19 protein-coding genes are annotated in these 17,096 nt (G+C 45.6%); 14 read left to right on the top strand and 5 right to left on the bottom strand.

The features are described 5' to 3' along the window. The first annotated feature begins 33 nt into the window (after positions 1-33). Positions 34-450, top strand: a complete 417-nt coding sequence (locus THIAE_RS02425; RefSeq protein WP_006459914.1) for a SufE family protein — start codon at positions 34-36, stop codon at positions 448-450. Positions 451-528: 78 nt separating this feature from the next. On the opposite strand, the gene htpX is transcribed toward THIAE_RS02425, so the two are convergent. The 4 genes from htpX to gatC all read right to left on the bottom strand — a co-directional run bounded on the left by htpX (position 529) and on the right by gatC (position 4,732). Beyond that, complete coding sequence (htpX, locus tag THIAE_RS02420; protein ID WP_006459913.1) at positions 529-1,428, bottom strand: protease HtpX; 900 nt, start codon at positions 1,426-1,428, stop codon at positions 529-531. A 101-nt stretch (positions 1,429-1,529) separates the two neighbouring features. Continuing rightward, on the bottom strand, positions 1,530-2,963 hold the full coding sequence (gatB, locus tag THIAE_RS02415; protein WP_006459912.1) for an Asp-tRNA(Asn)/Glu-tRNA(Gln) amidotransferase subunit GatB: 1,434 nt from the start codon (positions 2,961-2,963) through the stop codon (positions 1,530-1,532). Next, the gene (gene gatA, locus THIAE_RS02410) at positions 2,960-4,426 is read right to left on the bottom strand and encodes an Asp-tRNA(Asn)/Glu-tRNA(Gln) amidotransferase subunit GatA (RefSeq protein ID WP_006459911.1); all 1,467 of its coding nucleotides are present in this window, start codon (positions 4,424-4,426) and stop codon (positions 2,960-2,962) included. Before gatA ends, gatB begins: the two co-directional genes overlap by 4 nt. 18 nt (positions 4,427-4,444) lie before the next feature. After that, positions 4,445-4,732, bottom strand: a complete 288-nt coding sequence (gene gatC, locus THIAE_RS02405; RefSeq protein ID WP_006459910.1) for an Asp-tRNA(Asn)/Glu-tRNA(Gln) amidotransferase subunit GatC — start codon at positions 4,730-4,732, stop codon at positions 4,445-4,447. Positions 4,733-4,909: 177 nt separating this feature from the next. Here gatC and THIAE_RS02400 point away from each other — a divergent pair, with 177 nt between their 5' ends. From THIAE_RS02400 to THIAE_RS02345, 12 genes are all read left to right on the top strand, one after another. Then, entirely contained in the window at positions 4,910-5,950 is a 1,041-nt protein-coding gene (locus tag THIAE_RS02400; protein ID WP_006459909.1) for a rod shape-determining protein, read from the top strand. Between the two features lie 35 nt (positions 5,951-5,985). Next, positions 5,986-6,813, top strand: coding sequence for a rod shape-determining protein MreC (gene mreC, locus THIAE_RS02395; RefSeq protein ID WP_275425066.1), 828 nt, complete (start codon positions 5,986-5,988; stop codon positions 6,811-6,813). After that, the gene (gene mreD / locus THIAE_RS02390) at positions 6,806-7,309 is read left to right on the top strand and encodes a rod shape-determining protein MreD (protein WP_006459907.1); all 504 of its coding nucleotides are present in this window, start codon (positions 6,806-6,808) and stop codon (positions 7,307-7,309) included. Before mreC ends, mreD begins: the two co-directional genes overlap by 8 nt. Positions 7,310-7,315: 6 nt before the next feature. Beyond that, on the top strand, positions 7,316-9,148 hold the full coding sequence (mrdA, locus tag THIAE_RS02385; RefSeq protein ID WP_006459906.1) for a penicillin-binding protein 2: 1,833 nt from the start codon (positions 7,316-7,318) through the stop codon (positions 9,146-9,148). Beyond that, the gene (rodA, locus tag THIAE_RS02380) at positions 9,145-10,293 is read left to right on the top strand and encodes a rod shape-determining protein RodA (RefSeq protein ID WP_006459905.1); all 1,149 of its coding nucleotides are present in this window, start codon (positions 9,145-9,147) and stop codon (positions 10,291-10,293) included. The genes mrdA and rodA overlap by 4 nt, the downstream gene beginning before the upstream one ends. An 84-nt stretch (positions 10,294-10,377) precedes the next feature. Further along, the gene (locus THIAE_RS02375; protein WP_006459904.1) at positions 10,378-11,550 is read left to right on the top strand and encodes a D-alanyl-D-alanine carboxypeptidase family protein; all 1,173 of its coding nucleotides are present in this window, start codon (positions 10,378-10,380) and stop codon (positions 11,548-11,550) included. A gap of 2 nt (positions 11,551-11,552) precedes the next feature. After that, positions 11,553-12,413, top strand: coding sequence for an aminotransferase class IV (locus THIAE_RS02370; protein WP_006459903.1), 861 nt, complete (start codon positions 11,553-11,555; stop codon positions 12,411-12,413). 9 nt (positions 12,414-12,422) lie between these two features. Further along, a complete protein-coding gene (locus THIAE_RS02365) occupies positions 12,423-12,725 on the top strand; it encodes a YbeD family protein (protein ID WP_006459902.1) in 303 nt (100 codons plus the stop codon). Positions 12,726-12,736: 11 nt separating this feature from the next. Beyond that, the gene (gene lipB / locus THIAE_RS02360) at positions 12,737-13,399 is read left to right on the top strand and encodes a lipoyl(octanoyl) transferase LipB (protein ID WP_006459901.1); all 663 of its coding nucleotides are present in this window, start codon (positions 12,737-12,739) and stop codon (positions 13,397-13,399) included. A 28-nt stretch (positions 13,400-13,427) separates the two neighbouring features. Further along, entirely contained in the window at positions 13,428-14,417 is a 990-nt protein-coding gene (gene lipA, locus THIAE_RS02355) for a lipoyl synthase (protein WP_006459900.1), read from the top strand. Next, a complete protein-coding gene (hslO, locus tag THIAE_RS02350; RefSeq protein ID WP_006459899.1) occupies positions 14,417-15,262 on the top strand; it encodes an Hsp33 family molecular chaperone HslO in 846 nt (281 codons plus the stop codon). Before lipA ends, hslO begins: the two co-directional genes overlap by 1 nt. Positions 15,263-15,381: 119 nt before the next feature. Then, on the top strand, positions 15,382-16,047 hold the full coding sequence (locus THIAE_RS02345) for a hypothetical protein (RefSeq protein WP_006459898.1): 666 nt from the start codon (positions 15,382-15,384) through the stop codon (positions 16,045-16,047). 169 nt (positions 16,048-16,216) lie between these two features. On the opposite strand, the gene THIAE_RS02340 is transcribed toward THIAE_RS02345, so the two are convergent. Beyond that, positions 16,217-16,600: a hypothetical protein gene (locus THIAE_RS02340; protein WP_006459897.1), complete on the bottom strand. Its 384-nt coding sequence runs from the start codon at positions 16,598-16,600 to the stop codon at positions 16,217-16,219. A 67-nt stretch (positions 16,601-16,667) separates the two neighbouring features. On the opposite strand from THIAE_RS02340, the gene THIAE_RS02335 reads away from it, so the two are divergent. Continuing rightward, positions 16,668-17,075 carry a BLUF domain-containing protein gene (locus THIAE_RS02335; RefSeq protein WP_006459896.1) on the top strand — a complete coding sequence of 136 codons (408 nt, stop codon included), beginning with the start codon at positions 16,668-16,670 and terminating at the stop codon, positions 17,073-17,075. The last annotated feature ends 21 nt before the right edge of the window (positions 17,076-17,096 follow it).

Genomic DNA, 17,096 nt, shown 5'->3' with positions numbered 1-17,096 from the left:
GCTAAAATTTGGTTTATTTAATGGGAGAAGACTGTGGCTCAAACACTCGATGTACAACAACAAGACCTGGTAAATCGTCTCAATTACTTTACCAATTGGAAAGATAAATACAAATATATCATTGATCTGGGTAAACAGCTCACGCCTTTTCCAGACGAGCTCAAAACCGAAGACAACCGTATTCATGGCTGCCAATCCCAAGTCTGGATTGCGATCAGTGAGCAAGACGGCAAGTTGCAAATGCAGGCAACCAGTGATGCGGCGATTGTAGCCGGCCTCATTGCGATCTTATTAAGAGTCTATCACGACCACACCCCTGATCAAATCATCAATACACCACTCGACTTTTTAGCGACTACAGGGTTATTACAGCACCTTTCACCTAACCGTTCGACCGGCTTATATCACATGATCAAGCGCATTCAAGCGGAAGCGCAGGCTAGAGTTTAAACCCTGTTACACACAATCAACCCAAACAAAAAACCCAGCGCAAGGCTGGGTTTTTGATAACTTAACTAATTTAACTAATTAAGCAATTTTCAACTCTTCTTGACGAGTCGCTTCTAAGGCAGCGATGCGATCTTCAATGGGCGGATGTGACATAAACAACGCCCCTAGCTTGCTTGGACGATTTGAAATACCAAACGCCGCCATTTGATCGGGCAATTCACCTGGCTGCATCATTTGCAGACGACGTAGTGCAGCGATCATATTTTCTTTACCGGCCAAATAAGCACCGCCGTTATCCGCATGGAATTCACGACGACGCGAGAACCACATGGTAATCACACTCGCCAATATACCGAAGATGATTTCAAAGATGAATGACGCGACATAGTAACCAATACCATGGCCTGATTCATTTTTAAGAATAATACGATCAACAAAGTGACCGGCGATACGGGCAAAAAAGATAACAAATGTGTTAACTACGCCCTGTACTAATGCCATGGTAATCATATCGCCATTGGCAATGTGCGCCACTTCATGACCCAATACCGCTTCAACTTCATTGCGCGTCATGTTGCGCAACAATCCCGTAGACACGGCGACCAACGCATTGTTTTTACTCATACCCGTTGCAAAGGCATTTGGATCCGGTGCGTTGTAAATCGCGACCTCGGGCATGCCAATACCAGCTTTTTCAGCCTGACGACGCACGGTATCAACCAACCATTGTTCATCAGCATTGCGTGGATTTTCAATGACCTGCGCACCGGTCATTTTCTTCGCCATAAACTTCGATAAGGCTAAGGACACAAATGAACCAGCAAAACCAAATACCGCTGCAAAAATCAGCAGGTTACCCAAAGCTAAATCTACACCGTTGGCTTGCAGGGTTGAACCCACGCCCAACAAACTTAATACGATCGATGCAACAGCAATGACCGCGATGTTGGTTAATAAAAACAAACCAATTCGTTTCATTCGTATTTCTCCTTATTTGAGAAGATTAAAAATTTATCAGTGTTAATATAAGCTTTTTTTATGAGGTTTCAAGTAGTGATTGTCCTCATCACCCAAAAAACTTAGTTTTTTAATTTTTCTTGCAACAAATCATTCACTTGCGCTGGGTTAGCTTGCCCTTTCGACTGCTTCATCACCTGCCCTACAAAAAAGCCAAACATCTTCTCTTGACCCGCTTTATAAGCCTCAACTTGCTTCGCATTGGCCGCCAACACCTCATCAACGATTTTCTCAATCGCACCGGTGTCGGTAATTTGCTTCAAGCCTTTGGCTTCAATGATTTGATCGGCACTGCCCTCGCCCGCCCACATCGCCTCAAATACCTGCTTTGCCAACTTGCCTGAGACGGTATTATCGACTATTCGCGCCAGCAGGCCTGCTAAGGCATCCGCGTTGATCGGTGACTGATCAAGCGTTAAGCCTGCTTTATTTAAAGCTTTAGCCAGCTCGCCATTCATCCAATTGGCTGCTAACTTGGCTTGTTCAGCCCCAAGATTTGCGACCAGTCCCTCGAAATAGCGAGCATTGACCGCGGCCGCAGTCAACAATTGCGCGTCATAGGCAGACAAACCATAATCCTGTTCAAAACGCACTCGCATTTGTCCAGGCAACTCTGGCAGACTCGCTTTAATTGCGGCCAACTGTTCATCACTCACCACTACGGGCAACAAATCTGGGTCAGGGAAATAACGGTAGTCGTTCGCCTCCTCTTTGGAGCGCATCGAACGAGTTTCATCGCGTTCTGGATCATACAAACGTGTTTCTTGTACGATTTCGCCACCACTTTCTAAAATTTCAATATGACGATCAATTTCATAGGCCAAGGCTTTTTCAATAAACTTAAAGGAGTTAATGTTTTTTAACTCGGTGCGCGTACCAAATGGCGCGCCTGGCTTGCGTAAGGACACATTGACATCGACGCGGAATGAACCCTCTTGCATATTGCCATCACCAATTTCCAAAAACTGCACCAGCTCATGAATAGCTTTCGCATAAGCAATCGCTTCGGCAGCCGAACGCATATCCGGCTCAGACACTATCTCCAACAAAGGCGTGCCAGCACGGTTCAAATCGATTCCGGTTAAACCATGAAAATCTTCATGTAACGACTTACCGGCATCTTCTTCTAAATGTGCACGCGTAATTCCAATGGTCTTTTGCTGGCCATCAACTTCAATGGTGATTTCACCCTTACCTACAATCGGCAGTTCAAACTGAGAAATCTGATAGGCTTTTGGTGAATCGGGATAAAAATAATTTTTACGTGCAAACACCGAAGTTTGCCCAATTTCTGCGCCAACCGCCAAGCCAAAACGTACTGCTAACTCCACCGCACGCTCATTTAATACGGGCAATACACCTGGCATGGCCAAGTCAACAATATTGGCTTGCGTATTAGGCTCTGCACCATAAGCGGTCGGCGCATTAGAGAATATTTTCGATTCACACGCCAGCTGCGCATGAATTTCAAGTCCAATCACAACTTCCCAATTCATAGTGCGGCTCCTTGTGCTAACGGGGATACTTGACGATGCCAATCAGTATGTAATTGGAACTGATGCGCTATATTGAGCAACTTCGCTTCACTAAAATAGGGCCCTACCAAGTGCAAACCGACTGGTAAGCCCTGCACCAGGCCTGCTGGAATGGACATGGCCGGTAAGCCGGCTAGGTTAACGGGAATCGTGTAAAGATCCGCTAAATACATACTCAGCGGATCATCGGTTTTTTCGCCCAGTTTAAACGCTGGGGTCGGCGCCACAGGACCCATAATCACATCACACTGTTCAAAAGCGGTTAAGAAATCTTGTTGGATTAATCGACGCACTTTTTGTGCTTTAAGATAATAGGCATCGTAATAGCCAGCCGATAACGCATAGGTGCCCAGCATAATCCGCTTTTGCACTTCAATGCCAAAACCTTCAGCACGCGAACGTTCATAAAGATCAGCTAAATCTTTTGGATTCTCACAACGATGGCCATAACGCACGCCATCAAATCGCGATAAGTTTGATGACGCCTCTGCAGGCGCCAAAATGTAATAGGCCGCCACGGCATGTGCTTGATTGGGTAATTCAACGGCGACACACTGCGCACCCAACTTTTCATATTCAGCTATCGCTGCTTCAATAACCTGTCTAACCTCGGCATCCAAGCCCTCACCAAAATAACTGGCCGGCACACCAATCCGCAGGCCTGCTAAGGGCTGGTATAAGGCCGCTATATAATCAGGTTTAGGTTGATCTAAACTAGTCGAATCACGCATATCAAAACTATGCATCACATCCAGCGTTAGCGCTAAATCCTCTGCCGATTGCGCCATCGGGCCAGCCTGATCAAAACTTGACGCATACGCAATCATGCCAAAGCGCGAGGCTAAACCATAAGTTGGCTTTAGGCCACTAATGCCACAAAAGCTCGCAGGTTGGCGAATAGAACCGCCGGTGTCTGAACCAGTGGCAAACGGAACCAGGCCTGCTGCAACAGCCGCAGCTGAACCGCCCGAAGACCCACCAGGGACCGCATCAAGCGCCCAAGGATTTTTAACCGCACCAAAATAACTCGACTCATTAGACGAACCCATCGCAAATTCATCCATATTGGTTTTACCCAACATCGGCATATCAAGGGCTTTAAATTGACTGACAATGTGTGCATCATAAGGAGCCGTAAAATTGGCCAACATCTTTGAACCACAACTGGTTAACACGCCATCAGTACAAAAAATATCCTTGTGCGCCATCGGAATACCACACAAATGAGGCGCATCACCACGCGCCAAACGCTTATCTGCTGCTTGCGCAACACTTAACGCCTGCTCAGCCGTCACGGTAATAAAACTATTCAACTTAGCGTCATGCTCAGCAATCCGCGCCAAAAAAAACTCGGTCAGCTCAACACTCGAAACCTGTTTGGTTTGCAAAGCTTGGTTAAGCTCTGCTAAAGACATCATATTCATTAATGCGCTTCTCTTATTTTAATCAATCACTTTGGGGACTAAATATAACCCTTGCTCACATGCCGGAGCGATGGCCTGATATTTATCACGTGGAATGTCCGCTACTGCTTGGTCAGCTCGTAAGCGCTGGACTTTATCCAGCGGGTGCGCCATCGGCAACACATGATCGGTATTGACCTGCTCTAATTGAGCAAATAAATCCAACACATTCGATAACTTAGCCGACAACCGGCTTAAATCCTGCGAAGATACATCAAGTGCCGACAATTTAGCGATTTTCAATACTTCTTGTTCTGATAAAGCCATACAGACGACCCTTTTAAAAATTTTTGACCGGATTACTAAAGCCAGTAATTTTAACATTGAATCCAAGTGACGCCAATTTAGTCTTGGCATAGATAACTTTTATTCTAATACCCAAACAAAAATTGCGCTAAAATAATAAAAATTAGTCTCATTAAAACTACTCTATTAGGACATCGCATGTTTCGTAAATTAATTGGCCTGTTTTCTAACGACCTATCCATCGACCTGGGCACCGCAAATACTCTTATCTATGTTAGAGGACAAGGGGTTGTGCTCAACGAACCCTCAGTCGTTGCCATTCGTGACAATGGTCGCGGTAACCGCCAAATCGTTGCGGTCGGCAATGAAGCCAAACTCATGTTAGGACGCACCCCTGGTAATATCAATGCCATTAGACCACTGAAAGACGGTGTGATTGCTGACTTCCATATCACTGAAAAAATGCTGCAAGCCTTTATTCGTAAAGTACATGAGGCCAAATTTTTTCAACCCAGCCCGCGCGTATTGGTATGCGTGCCCTCTGGTTCGACCCAAGTAGAACGTCGCGCAATTCGTGAATCTGCAGCGGGTGCGGGTGCAAGACAAGTGTTTTTGATTGAAGAACCCATGGCCGCTGCGATTGGGGCTGGCATGCCCGTAAGTGAGGCCAGTGGTTCAATGGTGGTTGATATTGGTGGGGGCACCACTGAGGTAGCGACTATTTCTTTGAATGGCATTGTCTATGCCGACTCGGTAAAAGTCGGGGGTGACCGCTTTAACGACGCGATCATTAAGTTTGTACGCCGCAACTACGGGATGTTGATTGGTGAAGCCAGCGCTGAAAAAATCAAACATGAAATTGGCTCTGCTTACTATGAGGCCGACCCTAAAACGATTGAAGTACGTGGTCGCAATTTAGCTGAAGGCGTACCGCGTAGCTTTGTTTTAAACTCGAATGAAATCCTTGAAGCCTTGCAAGATCCACTCGCCGCCATTGTTGGTGCGGTTCGAACGGCCTTAGAGCGCACGCCGCCTGAGTTAGGATCTGATGTAGCAGAACACGGTATTGTGTTAACCGGCGGCGGTGCCTTGCTGCGCAATTTAAGCACCCGCTTAAGTGAAGAGACCGGTGTTGCTGTAATTGTGGCCGACGATCCTTTAACCTGTGTAGCACGCGGCGGCGGCCGAGCATTAGAAATGATGGATGACAAGGGTCTAGACGTATTTTCGCACGACTGATCCTTTAGTATTCAAGTCAAGTTAGGAGACAGACCATTAGCCTCAATGCCAGCAGCCCGCAACAGGATGCCGTTCACTTCTTAGCGGTATTCATCCTTAGTTTGTTGCTAATGGTTTTCGATTATTATGGTCAATACTCTGGTCAGGTAAAAAGTTTACTTGCAACAGCACTTGAACCCGTTGAAAGGGTAGCTAACCTGCCTTTTCAAGTACACAGCTGGTATTTGAGTTCCAGTACTGATCAAGCAGAACTTAGAAATGAATTACTACAATTACGTTCTGAGAATCTACTCCTAAGAAATAGACTTGCTCACCTTGATACCACAGAGCACGAACTAGAAAGATTGCAACGCTTATTGGGTACAACGGGACGTATGGCTAATTATGATTTACAAATTGCCAGCGTCATTCAATTCTCAATAACACCCATCACTGAATACAAGACGCTAAATAAAGGTTTAATAAATGGGGTGCGCTTACAGCAACCCGTCGTTGATGCAGAGGGTGTTGTTGGGCAAATAAGCGAAGTCACTCCATTTAAAAGTCGCGTACTGCTTATTAGTGACCCCAACCATCAGATCTCAGTTAGAAATATACGAACAGGGGCACGCGGCATCCTAACAGGCATGGGCAATGGGATGACACAATTGCACTTCATGCCCACTAACAGCTCTGTAAGAGTTGATGACTTGCTGGTTACTTCTGGATTAGACGGCTTATTTCCATCTGGCTACCCGGTTGCAACAATCGAGAGCGTTGAACAATTTCCTGGTGAAAGCTACCTTACAATTAAAGCGAGGCCACTTGCCAACCTGCAGCACAGTTATGAAGTCCTTATCATAGAAAGACAAAAAGATGACTGATAGAATTAATGACATCGAATTTTCTAGGGTCACCTGGTTATGGCTGTTAAGTTATTTTGTTGCACTTACTTTAAATGCCATTAACCTACAGCTGACCATGCCTTTTTTTCTTCCACCACTAGCGTTGATTATTGCCTTTTTTTGGACAACCTACTACATCCATTCCCCACACCTAATTAGTGTTTTTATACTAGGTCTTTTATATGATGGCTTGTATCAATCGCTGCTTGGCATGCATGCATTGCTTTTTGTTTTACTTATGTTTTTGATGCTACGTATTAGGCTACGTTTTCGAAGCTATAGGATTTGGCAACAATCACTAGTGATTACTTTTTATTTAGCGATCTACCAACTCACTAATTACTTAATGAACGGTGAAATCTTAACGGGCTCTCAAACTTGGCATTACTGGACAGTACCTCTGCTAGCAGGATTACTTTGGGTGCCTATTTATATGAGCTTTCGCTGGATAATCTCTCTCCATACCCACACCTAGCAGACTATGGCACTATTTAATAAAAAGTCTTCTGAAATGGGCAACAGTTGGACACCCAAAAAAAACAATAGTTGGCCCTTCAAGCAAAGACTTTGGATCGCCCTCGCCGTTATTTTAATCACATTTAGCGGTCTTATTACCCGCATGGTGTATCTACAATATCACCATTATGAAACCTATTTGGGTCTTGCTGAAGGCAACCGTATCTCTGTTCAGGTCATTCCGCCAGAACGCGGTAAAATCTTTGATCGCCAAGGCAGAATTTTGGCCGATAATCGTCCCGTTTTCTCATTAAGTTTTACCCGGGAACGTATCCCTAACCTAGCTGAAAGTATTAATGATTTACAAGTTTTATTTCCTGACTTAGACCCAGAAAGACTAGAACAGTTTGCCCAACGCATATTGCGATTACCGCGACATCAAACGCATGTGTTTCCAGTCAGCCTGAATGAACAGCAAGCCGCTGTCTTTGCCGCTCATAATCATAAGTTTCCAGGCATTCAACTAACTGCTCGCCAAAAACGTGTCTATCCATTTGGTGAAACAACCGCGCATCTTGTGGGCTATGTTGGCCGAATTAGTGAACAAGATATGGCGCGTATTGATCGAGCACGTTATCGTGGGACCGATATTATTGGGAAGTCAGGGTTAGAAAGATTTTATGAATCCAGCTTACACGGCCAGCCTGGTTTAAGGCGGGTCGAAACCAATGCGCGTGGCCGAGTTATCCGCATTCTTGAACAGATTCCAGCTACCCCGGGGGAGGACTTACACCTAACCGTTGATATCCGCCTACAACAATTTTTAGAACAAGAGTTAGCAGGACGACGCGCTGCTGCGGTGGCAATAGAACCGAGCACAGGGCAGATTTTAGCCTTTGTCAGCACACCAAGTTATGATGCCAACTTGTTCGTCGATGGCATCAGTCACAGCGAATACAATACCCTATTAAACGACCCAGAACGCCCACTGATCAATCGTGCTAGTAGAGGTCAATATCCGCCCGGTTCAACCACAAAACCCATAACGGCGTTAGGTGCTTTGGAACTTGGGTTCACCACCATGACTGAACGAATTTTTGATCCAGGTTATTTTGAATTTCAAGATCGGCGCTACCACAATTGGCGACGCGAAGGACATGGTTGGACAGACCTAAAACGCTCCATTGTTGAATCGGTGGACACCTTCTACTACAAAATGAGCCTAGACATGGGTATTGATACTATTCACGACATCTTAGCACCCTTTGGTTTTGGTGCACTAACCGGCGTTGATCATCCCGGTGAACAAATGGGAATTCTACCTTCACAGGCATGGAAGCGAGCCACTCACGGACAACCTTGGTTTCGCGGTGAAACCATTATCTCCTCAATAGGACAAGGCTATAATCTAGTGACGCCTTTACAATTAGCACAGGCTACCAGTATTTTAGCCAATCGCGGCAAAGTCATCACCCCGCATTTTAAGCGTGACCTTGAACCCACTATGCATCAACTGCCGATTCGTAATCGTCAAAACTGGGAATATGTTATTAATGGCATGATCGATTCGGTGCACACCCCCAGGGGTACGGCTTGGAGCTCAGGCAGACACATTCAAGGATATAAAATTGCTGGCAAAACTGGAACGGCGCAGGTGTTTAGCTTAAATGATCAACTTTATGTAGAGGAAGAGCTAGATAAGCGTCTTCATAATCACGCACTTTTTGTAGCTTTTGCACCCGCCCATCAACCCAATATTGCGATTAGTATTATCGTTGAAAATGGGGGCGGAGGCGGTCGCACTGCTGCGCCTATTGCCATTCGGGCGATAGATTATTACCAGCGAGAATTACGATGATAGCACTCTGGTCTAAAGCTCGGCTGGGTTCAACCTATGTTAAACCCAAAAATTGGCTGGCACGCATTCATATTGATGGCTGGCTGCTTTTAGGTCTGGCTACGCTACTCACAATCAGTTTAATGACTATCTACAGTGCATCAGGTGCCGACTGGCAGGTGACCAAAAACCATGCTATTAGAATGGGGATTGCCGTAGTTTTAATGCTAATATTTGCTCAAATCCCACCGTCCTGGCTTAAATTGGTTACACCTTGGTTTTTTATTGCTGGTTTTTTTATGCTCATTGCCGTACTGGTTGTGGGCGATATGGGTAAAGGGGCACAACGTTGGTTAGACTTGGGCTTTGTTCGCTTTCAACCCTCTGAAATGATGAAGCTAGTGCTCCCAATGATGATCGCTTGGCTATTTATCAGCCACGATCTTCGCATTCATCCGCTAAGGTTTATCCTAGGCATCTTATTAACCCTGCTCACGGCTGGGATGATTTTTTTACAACCCGACTTGGGTACCGCACTACTTATTGCAATGAGCGGTTTGTTTGTGGTTTTTTTAGCAGGCCTGCCATGGAAATTTATTGTCGGTGCATTAGTTACACTTCTTGCTAGCGCACCTATTGCATGGAACTTCCTCCATTCCTATCAACAACAACGCATCCTAACCTTTTTAAACCCGGAATCAGACCCTTTAGGTGCCGGCTATCACATTATTCAATCAAAAATTGCGATTGGCTCTGGGGGTATTGAAGGTAAAGGCTTTTTAGGAAGCACCCAAGCCCATTTGGAATTTTTACCTGAAAGCACCACCGACTTTATTTTTTCAGTGTTTGCTGAAGAGTTTGGCCTCATTGGTGTTGTGGCTCTGCTTGTCGTTTATTTATTTGTATTGGTACGTGGCTTAATGATCGCTTATCAAGCTCAAGAGCGTTATGCCCAATTGGTCGCGGCAAGCTTCACCCTCACGTTTTTTATCTATATCCTTGTCAATATTGGCATGGTAAGCGGCTTATTCCCTGTGGTAGGCTTACCCTTACCGCTTATAAGCTATGGCGGGACGTCTATGGTCACCCTACTGATCAGTTTTGGGATACTAATGTCAATCCATACCCATAAGAAGTTTCTATATCAAAACAACCAGGAGGCTTAGTTTTGAGTAGCATTAAGCCCAAAACATGCCTCATTTATGATAAATTATGCCATTACTATTTAAACCTTTTATGAGTCTAGCTTTATGAAACTAAGTCGTACACTGTTCGTGAGTCTTTTGGTCAGCCTTAGCTTAATTGCACCTAAAGTGTTGGCCAATACCCCGTTCATTATCCCATCACCGCCTAATGTGGCAGGCACCGCTCACATTGTGATGGACTTTGACAGCGGCGCGATAATCACCAGCCAAGAACCTGACATGAAAATTGAACCGGCTAGTTTGACGAAAATCATGACCGGCTATGTCGTGTTTAGTGAAATTCGCAATGGCCGCATTCAGCTCGATGATATGGTAACGATTAGCCATAAAGCTTGGCGTATGCCCGGTTCACGTATGTTTATTGAAGTCGATACACAAGTGTCGGTTGAAGATTTGATTCGTGGCATGGTCATTCAGTCTGGGAATGATGCCAGTGTGGCCTTAGCAGAACACATCGCCCGAACCGAAGAAGACTTTGCAATCTTAATGAATCAATATGCCGCAAAACTTGGCATGACTAATACCAACTTTCTGAACTCCACAGGACTTCCTGACCCTGAGCATCTAACCACAGCACGTGACCTGGCCATTCTTGCCCGTGCGCTGATTAATGAGTTTCCCGAGTTTTACAGCTGGTACTCTGAGCGCAGTTTTACCTTTAACGGTATTACTCAGTTCAACCGTAACCGTTTATTGTGGCAAGATCCAACCGTTGATGGCTTAAAAACTGGCCATACCAGTTCCGCTGGCTATTGTTTAGTCAGTTCAGCTAAGCGTGATGATATGCGTGTTATTAGTGTTATAGCGGGTACAGATAGTGCTAACCAACGTATTGCCGAAAGCCAACGTTTAATTAACTATGCGTTCCGTTTCTTTGAAGGCCACAAACTATATGATGCGGGACAACGTCTACAAGAAACGCGAGTTTTTGGCGGTGCCAAGGACCTTATTAACATCGGCGTTGAAGAGGCCGTCCATGTCACCATTCCACGTGGTCAATACCAAAACCTAGCGATTGAGTTAGTGATTCCTAACAAACTCAATGCGCCCATCGCAACTGGCGATCAAATTGGTAGCTTACAAATTAGTTTCAATAACGAAATCCTAGCGGAGCCAGCGATAGTCGCCCTTGAAGCAGTTGAAAAAGGCTCGTTTTTTAAACGGTTGTTTGACAGCATCAAACTCTTCTTTAAAAACCTATTTAGCTTTGGTAACTAGCCATGAGCGATAAGGTGACGCAATGGGCATATCTAAATGGCCAATTTCAGCCTTTGCACGAAACGAAAATCTCGGTCCTTGACCGAGGTTTTTTATTTGGCGACGGCGTTTATGAAGTGGTACCGGTTTACAACCAACAAGTATTTGAGTGGCCGGCACACTATGCCAGACTTGAGCGCTCGCTTGCGTTAACCCATATCCCCAACCCACTCGATCAGCAGGCCTGGTTAGCCTTGCTAAACGAACTGATTCAACGCCACCCTTGGCCTCATCAGTTTATTTATCTACAAATCACCCGAGGTGTACAAACACCCCGTGATCATTTGCCGGCCGCTGAATTAATCCCTACGCTACTTGCCTATACCAACCCCCTAGCGCCGATAGACAAACGAAAAGTTAGCCAGGGTATTGCGGCGATTACTCATGCCGATTTACGTTGGCAACATTGTGATATCAAAGCGATTACTCTGTTAGCCAACGTCATGGCTAAACAAGCGGCACAGGCCGCAGAAGCGCAAGATGCGTTGTTAGTTAGACCTGACGGCCGCGTAACTGAAGGTAGCGCGAGCAATATGTTTTTAATTAAAGATGGCACTATTCATACCCCGCCGCTCAATGAATTTATATTGCCAGGCATTACCCGACTGGTGGTTGAAAAACTTTGTCGCCAACACCATATAGAATTTATTGAGCGCGATATTGATCAAGCTGAACTAAGTACCGCCGATGAATTATGGTTAGCCAGTTCAACCAAAGAGATTATTCCGATTGTGCGGCTTAATCATCAGCCCGTTGGCTCTGGCCAAGCTGGTCGGCTTTGGTCACAGATGTTTGACCTGTATCAAGCGTATAAAAATCGTTAAAGGATAGGCATGACAGACAATAAGTACCCAACTCACACAACTGCGCCCAATCAGCCCGACACGTTAATTGAATTTCCTTGTCACTTTGAATTAAAAGCGATGGGACAACATTGTGACGAGTTTGTTGAGCTGGTTTATCAAACCACCCAAAAACACGCGCCTGACGTCAGCCGCGATGCGATACGCTTGCAAGCCTCTAAAAATGGCAAATATGTATCAGTAAAAATCACCATTTACGCCACCCATATTCAACAAATTCATGGCATCTATGGTGAACTTAATACCCACCCTGATGTACTTTGGACGCTTTAAGCGCGGTAACTATGGCGGCTGGTCTGCCCATTCATATTAAACGCCTGGGATTAATTGACTACCAGGCCTGCTACCAAGCGATGCAGAATTTCACCCAAGCACGCCACTCTGACACCGACGATGAAATTTGGTTAGTTCAGCATCCACCGGTATTTACTCAGGGTCTGAACGGCGATACCAAAAACCTGCTAGATCTCTTGCAACGCCCAGCAAACATCCCACTGATCCAAACTGACCGTGGCGGCCAAATCACCTATCACGGGCCGGGACAATGGATCGTCTATCCGCTGCTTAACCTAAAACGTCGCCAGCTCGGTGTCAAAGCACTCGTTCATCTGCTTGAACAGACAGGCATTCAACTTTTAGCTGATTTTGGCATCACCGCCACCGCCCGCGCTGATGCGCCTGGCCTTTATGTGGCCGGTCAAAAAATTGCTTCACTGGGCTTAAAGGTTAAACGCCAATGCAGCTATCATGGTCTGGCGCTAAACGTCGCAATGGACCTTAGTCCGTTTCAGTGGATTACCCCTTGCGGGCTGACAGGCATGCAGATGACGCAAGTCAGCAACCATTTACCTAACTTCGATACAAGCCACGATTCTGAGCAGCTTGGCGAGGCGTTACTCAGCCATCTTATCGCCGCACTTCACGCACATGGCGCATCTTCGTTATAATAGCCCCTCGACCCAAAGAGATTAGACCATGCAAAACTATCAGGAAATCAGCCTCGATACCATTGGCGGACTTAAAGCTCGCAATCAAGCGATGAGTAAAGGCGAATATAAAACCAAAGCGCTCAAGCACCGCCCCGACCCTGAACGTGAACGCTTGGCCAAACCTAATTGGATTCGCGCCAAACTGCCCAAGGCCAAGGACATTCATCGCATTACCGAACTCAAGCAAATCCTGCGTGAGCATCAACTGCACACGGTTTGTGAAGAAGCTTCTTGCCCTAATTTAGGCGAATGCTTTGGTCATGGCACCGCGACCTTTATGATTATGGGCGATATTTGTACTCGCAAATGCCCATTTTGTGATGTCAAACATGGGCGTCCAAAAGCACTCGACCAACAAGAACCTCACCACTTAGCGACCACCATCAAAGCCATGCAACTTAAGTATGTGGTGATTACTTCTGTTGACCGCGATGATTTACGCGATGGCGGTGCGCGCCACTTTTTAGCCTGTGTACAAGCTATTCGCGAACACGCACCCGACACCCAAATAGAAACCCTAGTACCGGATTTTCGGGGTCGCTTAACCGTCGCGCTAGATCTGCTCGCTCAGTGCCCGCCCGATGTGCTTAATCATAATTTAGAAACCGTACCGCGCCTTTATGAACAAGCCAGACCAGGCGCTGACTACCAAGCGTCACTGGATTTGCTGCAACGCTTTAAAACACTGCATCCACAGGTCAAAACCAAATCGGGCCTCATGGTCGGACTCGGTGAAAGCTATGCCGAAATGCTCGAGGTACTTAAAGATTTACGCGCTCATCAGGTGGATATGCTAACGGTGGGACAGTACCTCCAGCCGAGTGTTCATCACCTAGCCGTTGAACGCTATTGGACACCCGATGAGTTTAAGCAATTACAAAACGATGCTTATGCGCTCGGTTTTAGCCATGTTGCCAGTGGCCCGATGGTGCGCAGCTCTTATCATGCTGATTTACAAGCTAAAGGTGAATTTTAATGGCTCAAGATTCGATTCAACGTTTTTTATTTCAAGACCATGCCGTGCGCGGCCAAGTGCTGCAACTGCACCAGGCCTGGCAAGCCATGCTGCAGGATCGTCATTACCCCACTAACCTGCAACAGCTGTTTGGTGAGCTAACCGCCTTTGCGGTATTGCTGGCAAACGGTATGAAATACGAAGGCCGCCTCACCCTGCAAGTGCAAGGCAAGGGTCCGGTTAATTTATTAGTTGTCGATATTGACGACGCTCTGCAATTACGCGGGGTAGCCAAAACCCAAGCCCCCTTAACCGACTTAACCGGCGCACAGGCATTATTGGGTGATGGGCAAATATTAGTTACCCTAGAAAACCGCCAAACGGATCATTTTTATCAGTCTTATGTTGGCCGCGAATCGGATGACCTGGTGCAGGACTTACAAGGCTTTCTTACCCAATCAGAGCAACTAGAATCACGCTTATTTATTGCCGTTAGCGACACGACGATTGGCGCGCTCTATTTACAAAAAATGCCCGAAACCGATGGCCATGATGCCGATGCTTGGGATCGCGTCAGCCATTTAGCAGCCACAGTCAAACCGGAAGAATTATTAAACCTCGACAGCGCAACGCTATTGACGCGCTTATACCACGAAGAACAGGTTGAACTCTTTCCGGCTCGTCTGCCGCTCTATCACTGCCCCGGCAACCGTGAACAGGTCGCGACCATGATAAAGGCGCTTGGCGAAACCGAGGCGCGCGCGATCCTAGCTGAACAAGGGGAAATCGTCGTACACAATGATATGTGCAATCGCTACGAACGCTTTAATGCCGACGATCTAGATCAACTGTTTAAACCGGCTTAGCCTGAAAACAATCGCGGCCAATAAACCCACTTTGTGCATTATTTATGGCTTTACCCTAGCATAAACGGCATAATTGGCTAGTAAATCCGTATTTTTAATCTAACATTGGAGTATGAACCATGAAAAACGCATTAAAAAACAGTCTTTTAGCCAGCGCAATCGGCCTAGGCATGATGGCTACCCAGGTGCAAGCCGATGGCGGTCTGGGTGTCGGCATAGGCTATGGTCTATTGGCCGGTCCGACCCTGGAGCTTAACTACCCTATTAACAGTTATTTAGTCGCGCGCGGTTCAGTTTCAAGTGGCATGGGTTTAAATCAAACTAATCGCGTTGACGACGTCAACTACAGAATTAAAGCCGATGGCGGTATTCACCGTTTGGGCTTAAATTATCATCCATTTCAGGGCAGCTTTTTCTTGTCGGCCGGCTATGCAATTAACCAATTTGAACTGACCGCGAATGCAAGAGAATCCGGAACAGTGACTGTTGGTGATGATACTTTTGATGGAACTGTAGCCATTAACGGCAAACTAAAATGGGATAACGCACCGACACTTTCACTTGGTTGGGGCCACAGCCCGAAGCAAGGTTGGGGGGCTTTATTTGAAGTCGGCGCGATTTTTACCGGTGCCGCCGATGTGAATTTAAATGGCACTATTAATGACAACTCACGACAACAAGCACTAAACGACGCCCTCAAAAACGAAGAACGTAAACTAAAAGACGAAGTGGCAAAACTCGACTTCCTTCCTATTTTACAACTTGCGGTTACCTACCGCTTCTAAGTCCCATCTGGGCGTCATCCGACCATCCGACGCCCAAGTTGGAAAGTTTACTCCGCCAACTGGCGGGTAAACGCCTAGCCCACAAGCAAAAACAAATAAATCTCAATTAATAAAAATGGGTTGACAGTGATGGCCTAAGCGATAGAATATGTATCAAATTGGTAAATTTTTAGACTGTTTTTTGATGATGTTCAAACACTTCAACGAGCATATTGTAAGTAGTTTGGTCTATATGTTTAGTAATCGTCGCTTGGTAAAGCTCGCACAGCACATGATGTAGATGCTCATAGCGATCTTGATTTATGGTATTAATATTTGCTTTAACGGTTTCAAGCTGTTGGTGTGTTTGGTCCAACCAAAATTTTGGCAAACAAAAACAGTGCTCAATGTGACGTGCAAATTTTTCTCCAATATTGCGTGTTGGATTCAAACCCAAGATACGGCTAACCTGCGTAGGCGAACGCTCAATTCTTTCAGAAAAAAGCGTTTTATTACCTATAAAATTAACAAGAAGTTGCGCATTGTGGCGCCTGATATCGTAAATACTATTCATATTTTATGAATAGTAACCATGTCAATAGCAAAAGTATATGACCAATTGGTTCATAGAAGGAAAAATAATGTTTGAGCTTGTTTACACTAGTCGTGCTAGTAGCATGATGACGGAAATTGAACTGGAAGAATTACGCAATGAGGCTATTTACTTTAACTCTATGCAGCAGATAACAGGACTGCTACTTTATAACAACGGGATTTTTTTACAACTTCTTGAAGGCGAACAACACGATGTTGAATCCTTATATAGCAGGATTAAACAAGACTTCCGTCACTATGATGTTCGCCAAATATATAGCCGCCCGATAGATCAACGAAGCTTTAGTAGTTGGTCAATGCGATTTATCAATGTATCCCCTCATCTGCGCCAATCCTCCCACAACATTCTCTTGAAAGATAAACTTGATCTTACCGAAGACTGGATTCTGCCCAACACCGCAAAAATGCTCATCAAAGCATTCCAACATTTATAAAATACACCCGATAATCAGGAA

It is taken from the genome of Thiomicrospira aerophila AL3 (assembly GCF_000227665.2).
GTDB classification, from domain to species: Bacteria; Pseudomonadota; Gammaproteobacteria; order Thiomicrospirales; family Thiomicrospiraceae; genus Thiomicrospira; species Thiomicrospira aerophila.
Note: the sequence above shows the minus strand (reverse complement) of the source record. Positions and strands in the feature narration are given on the sequence as shown.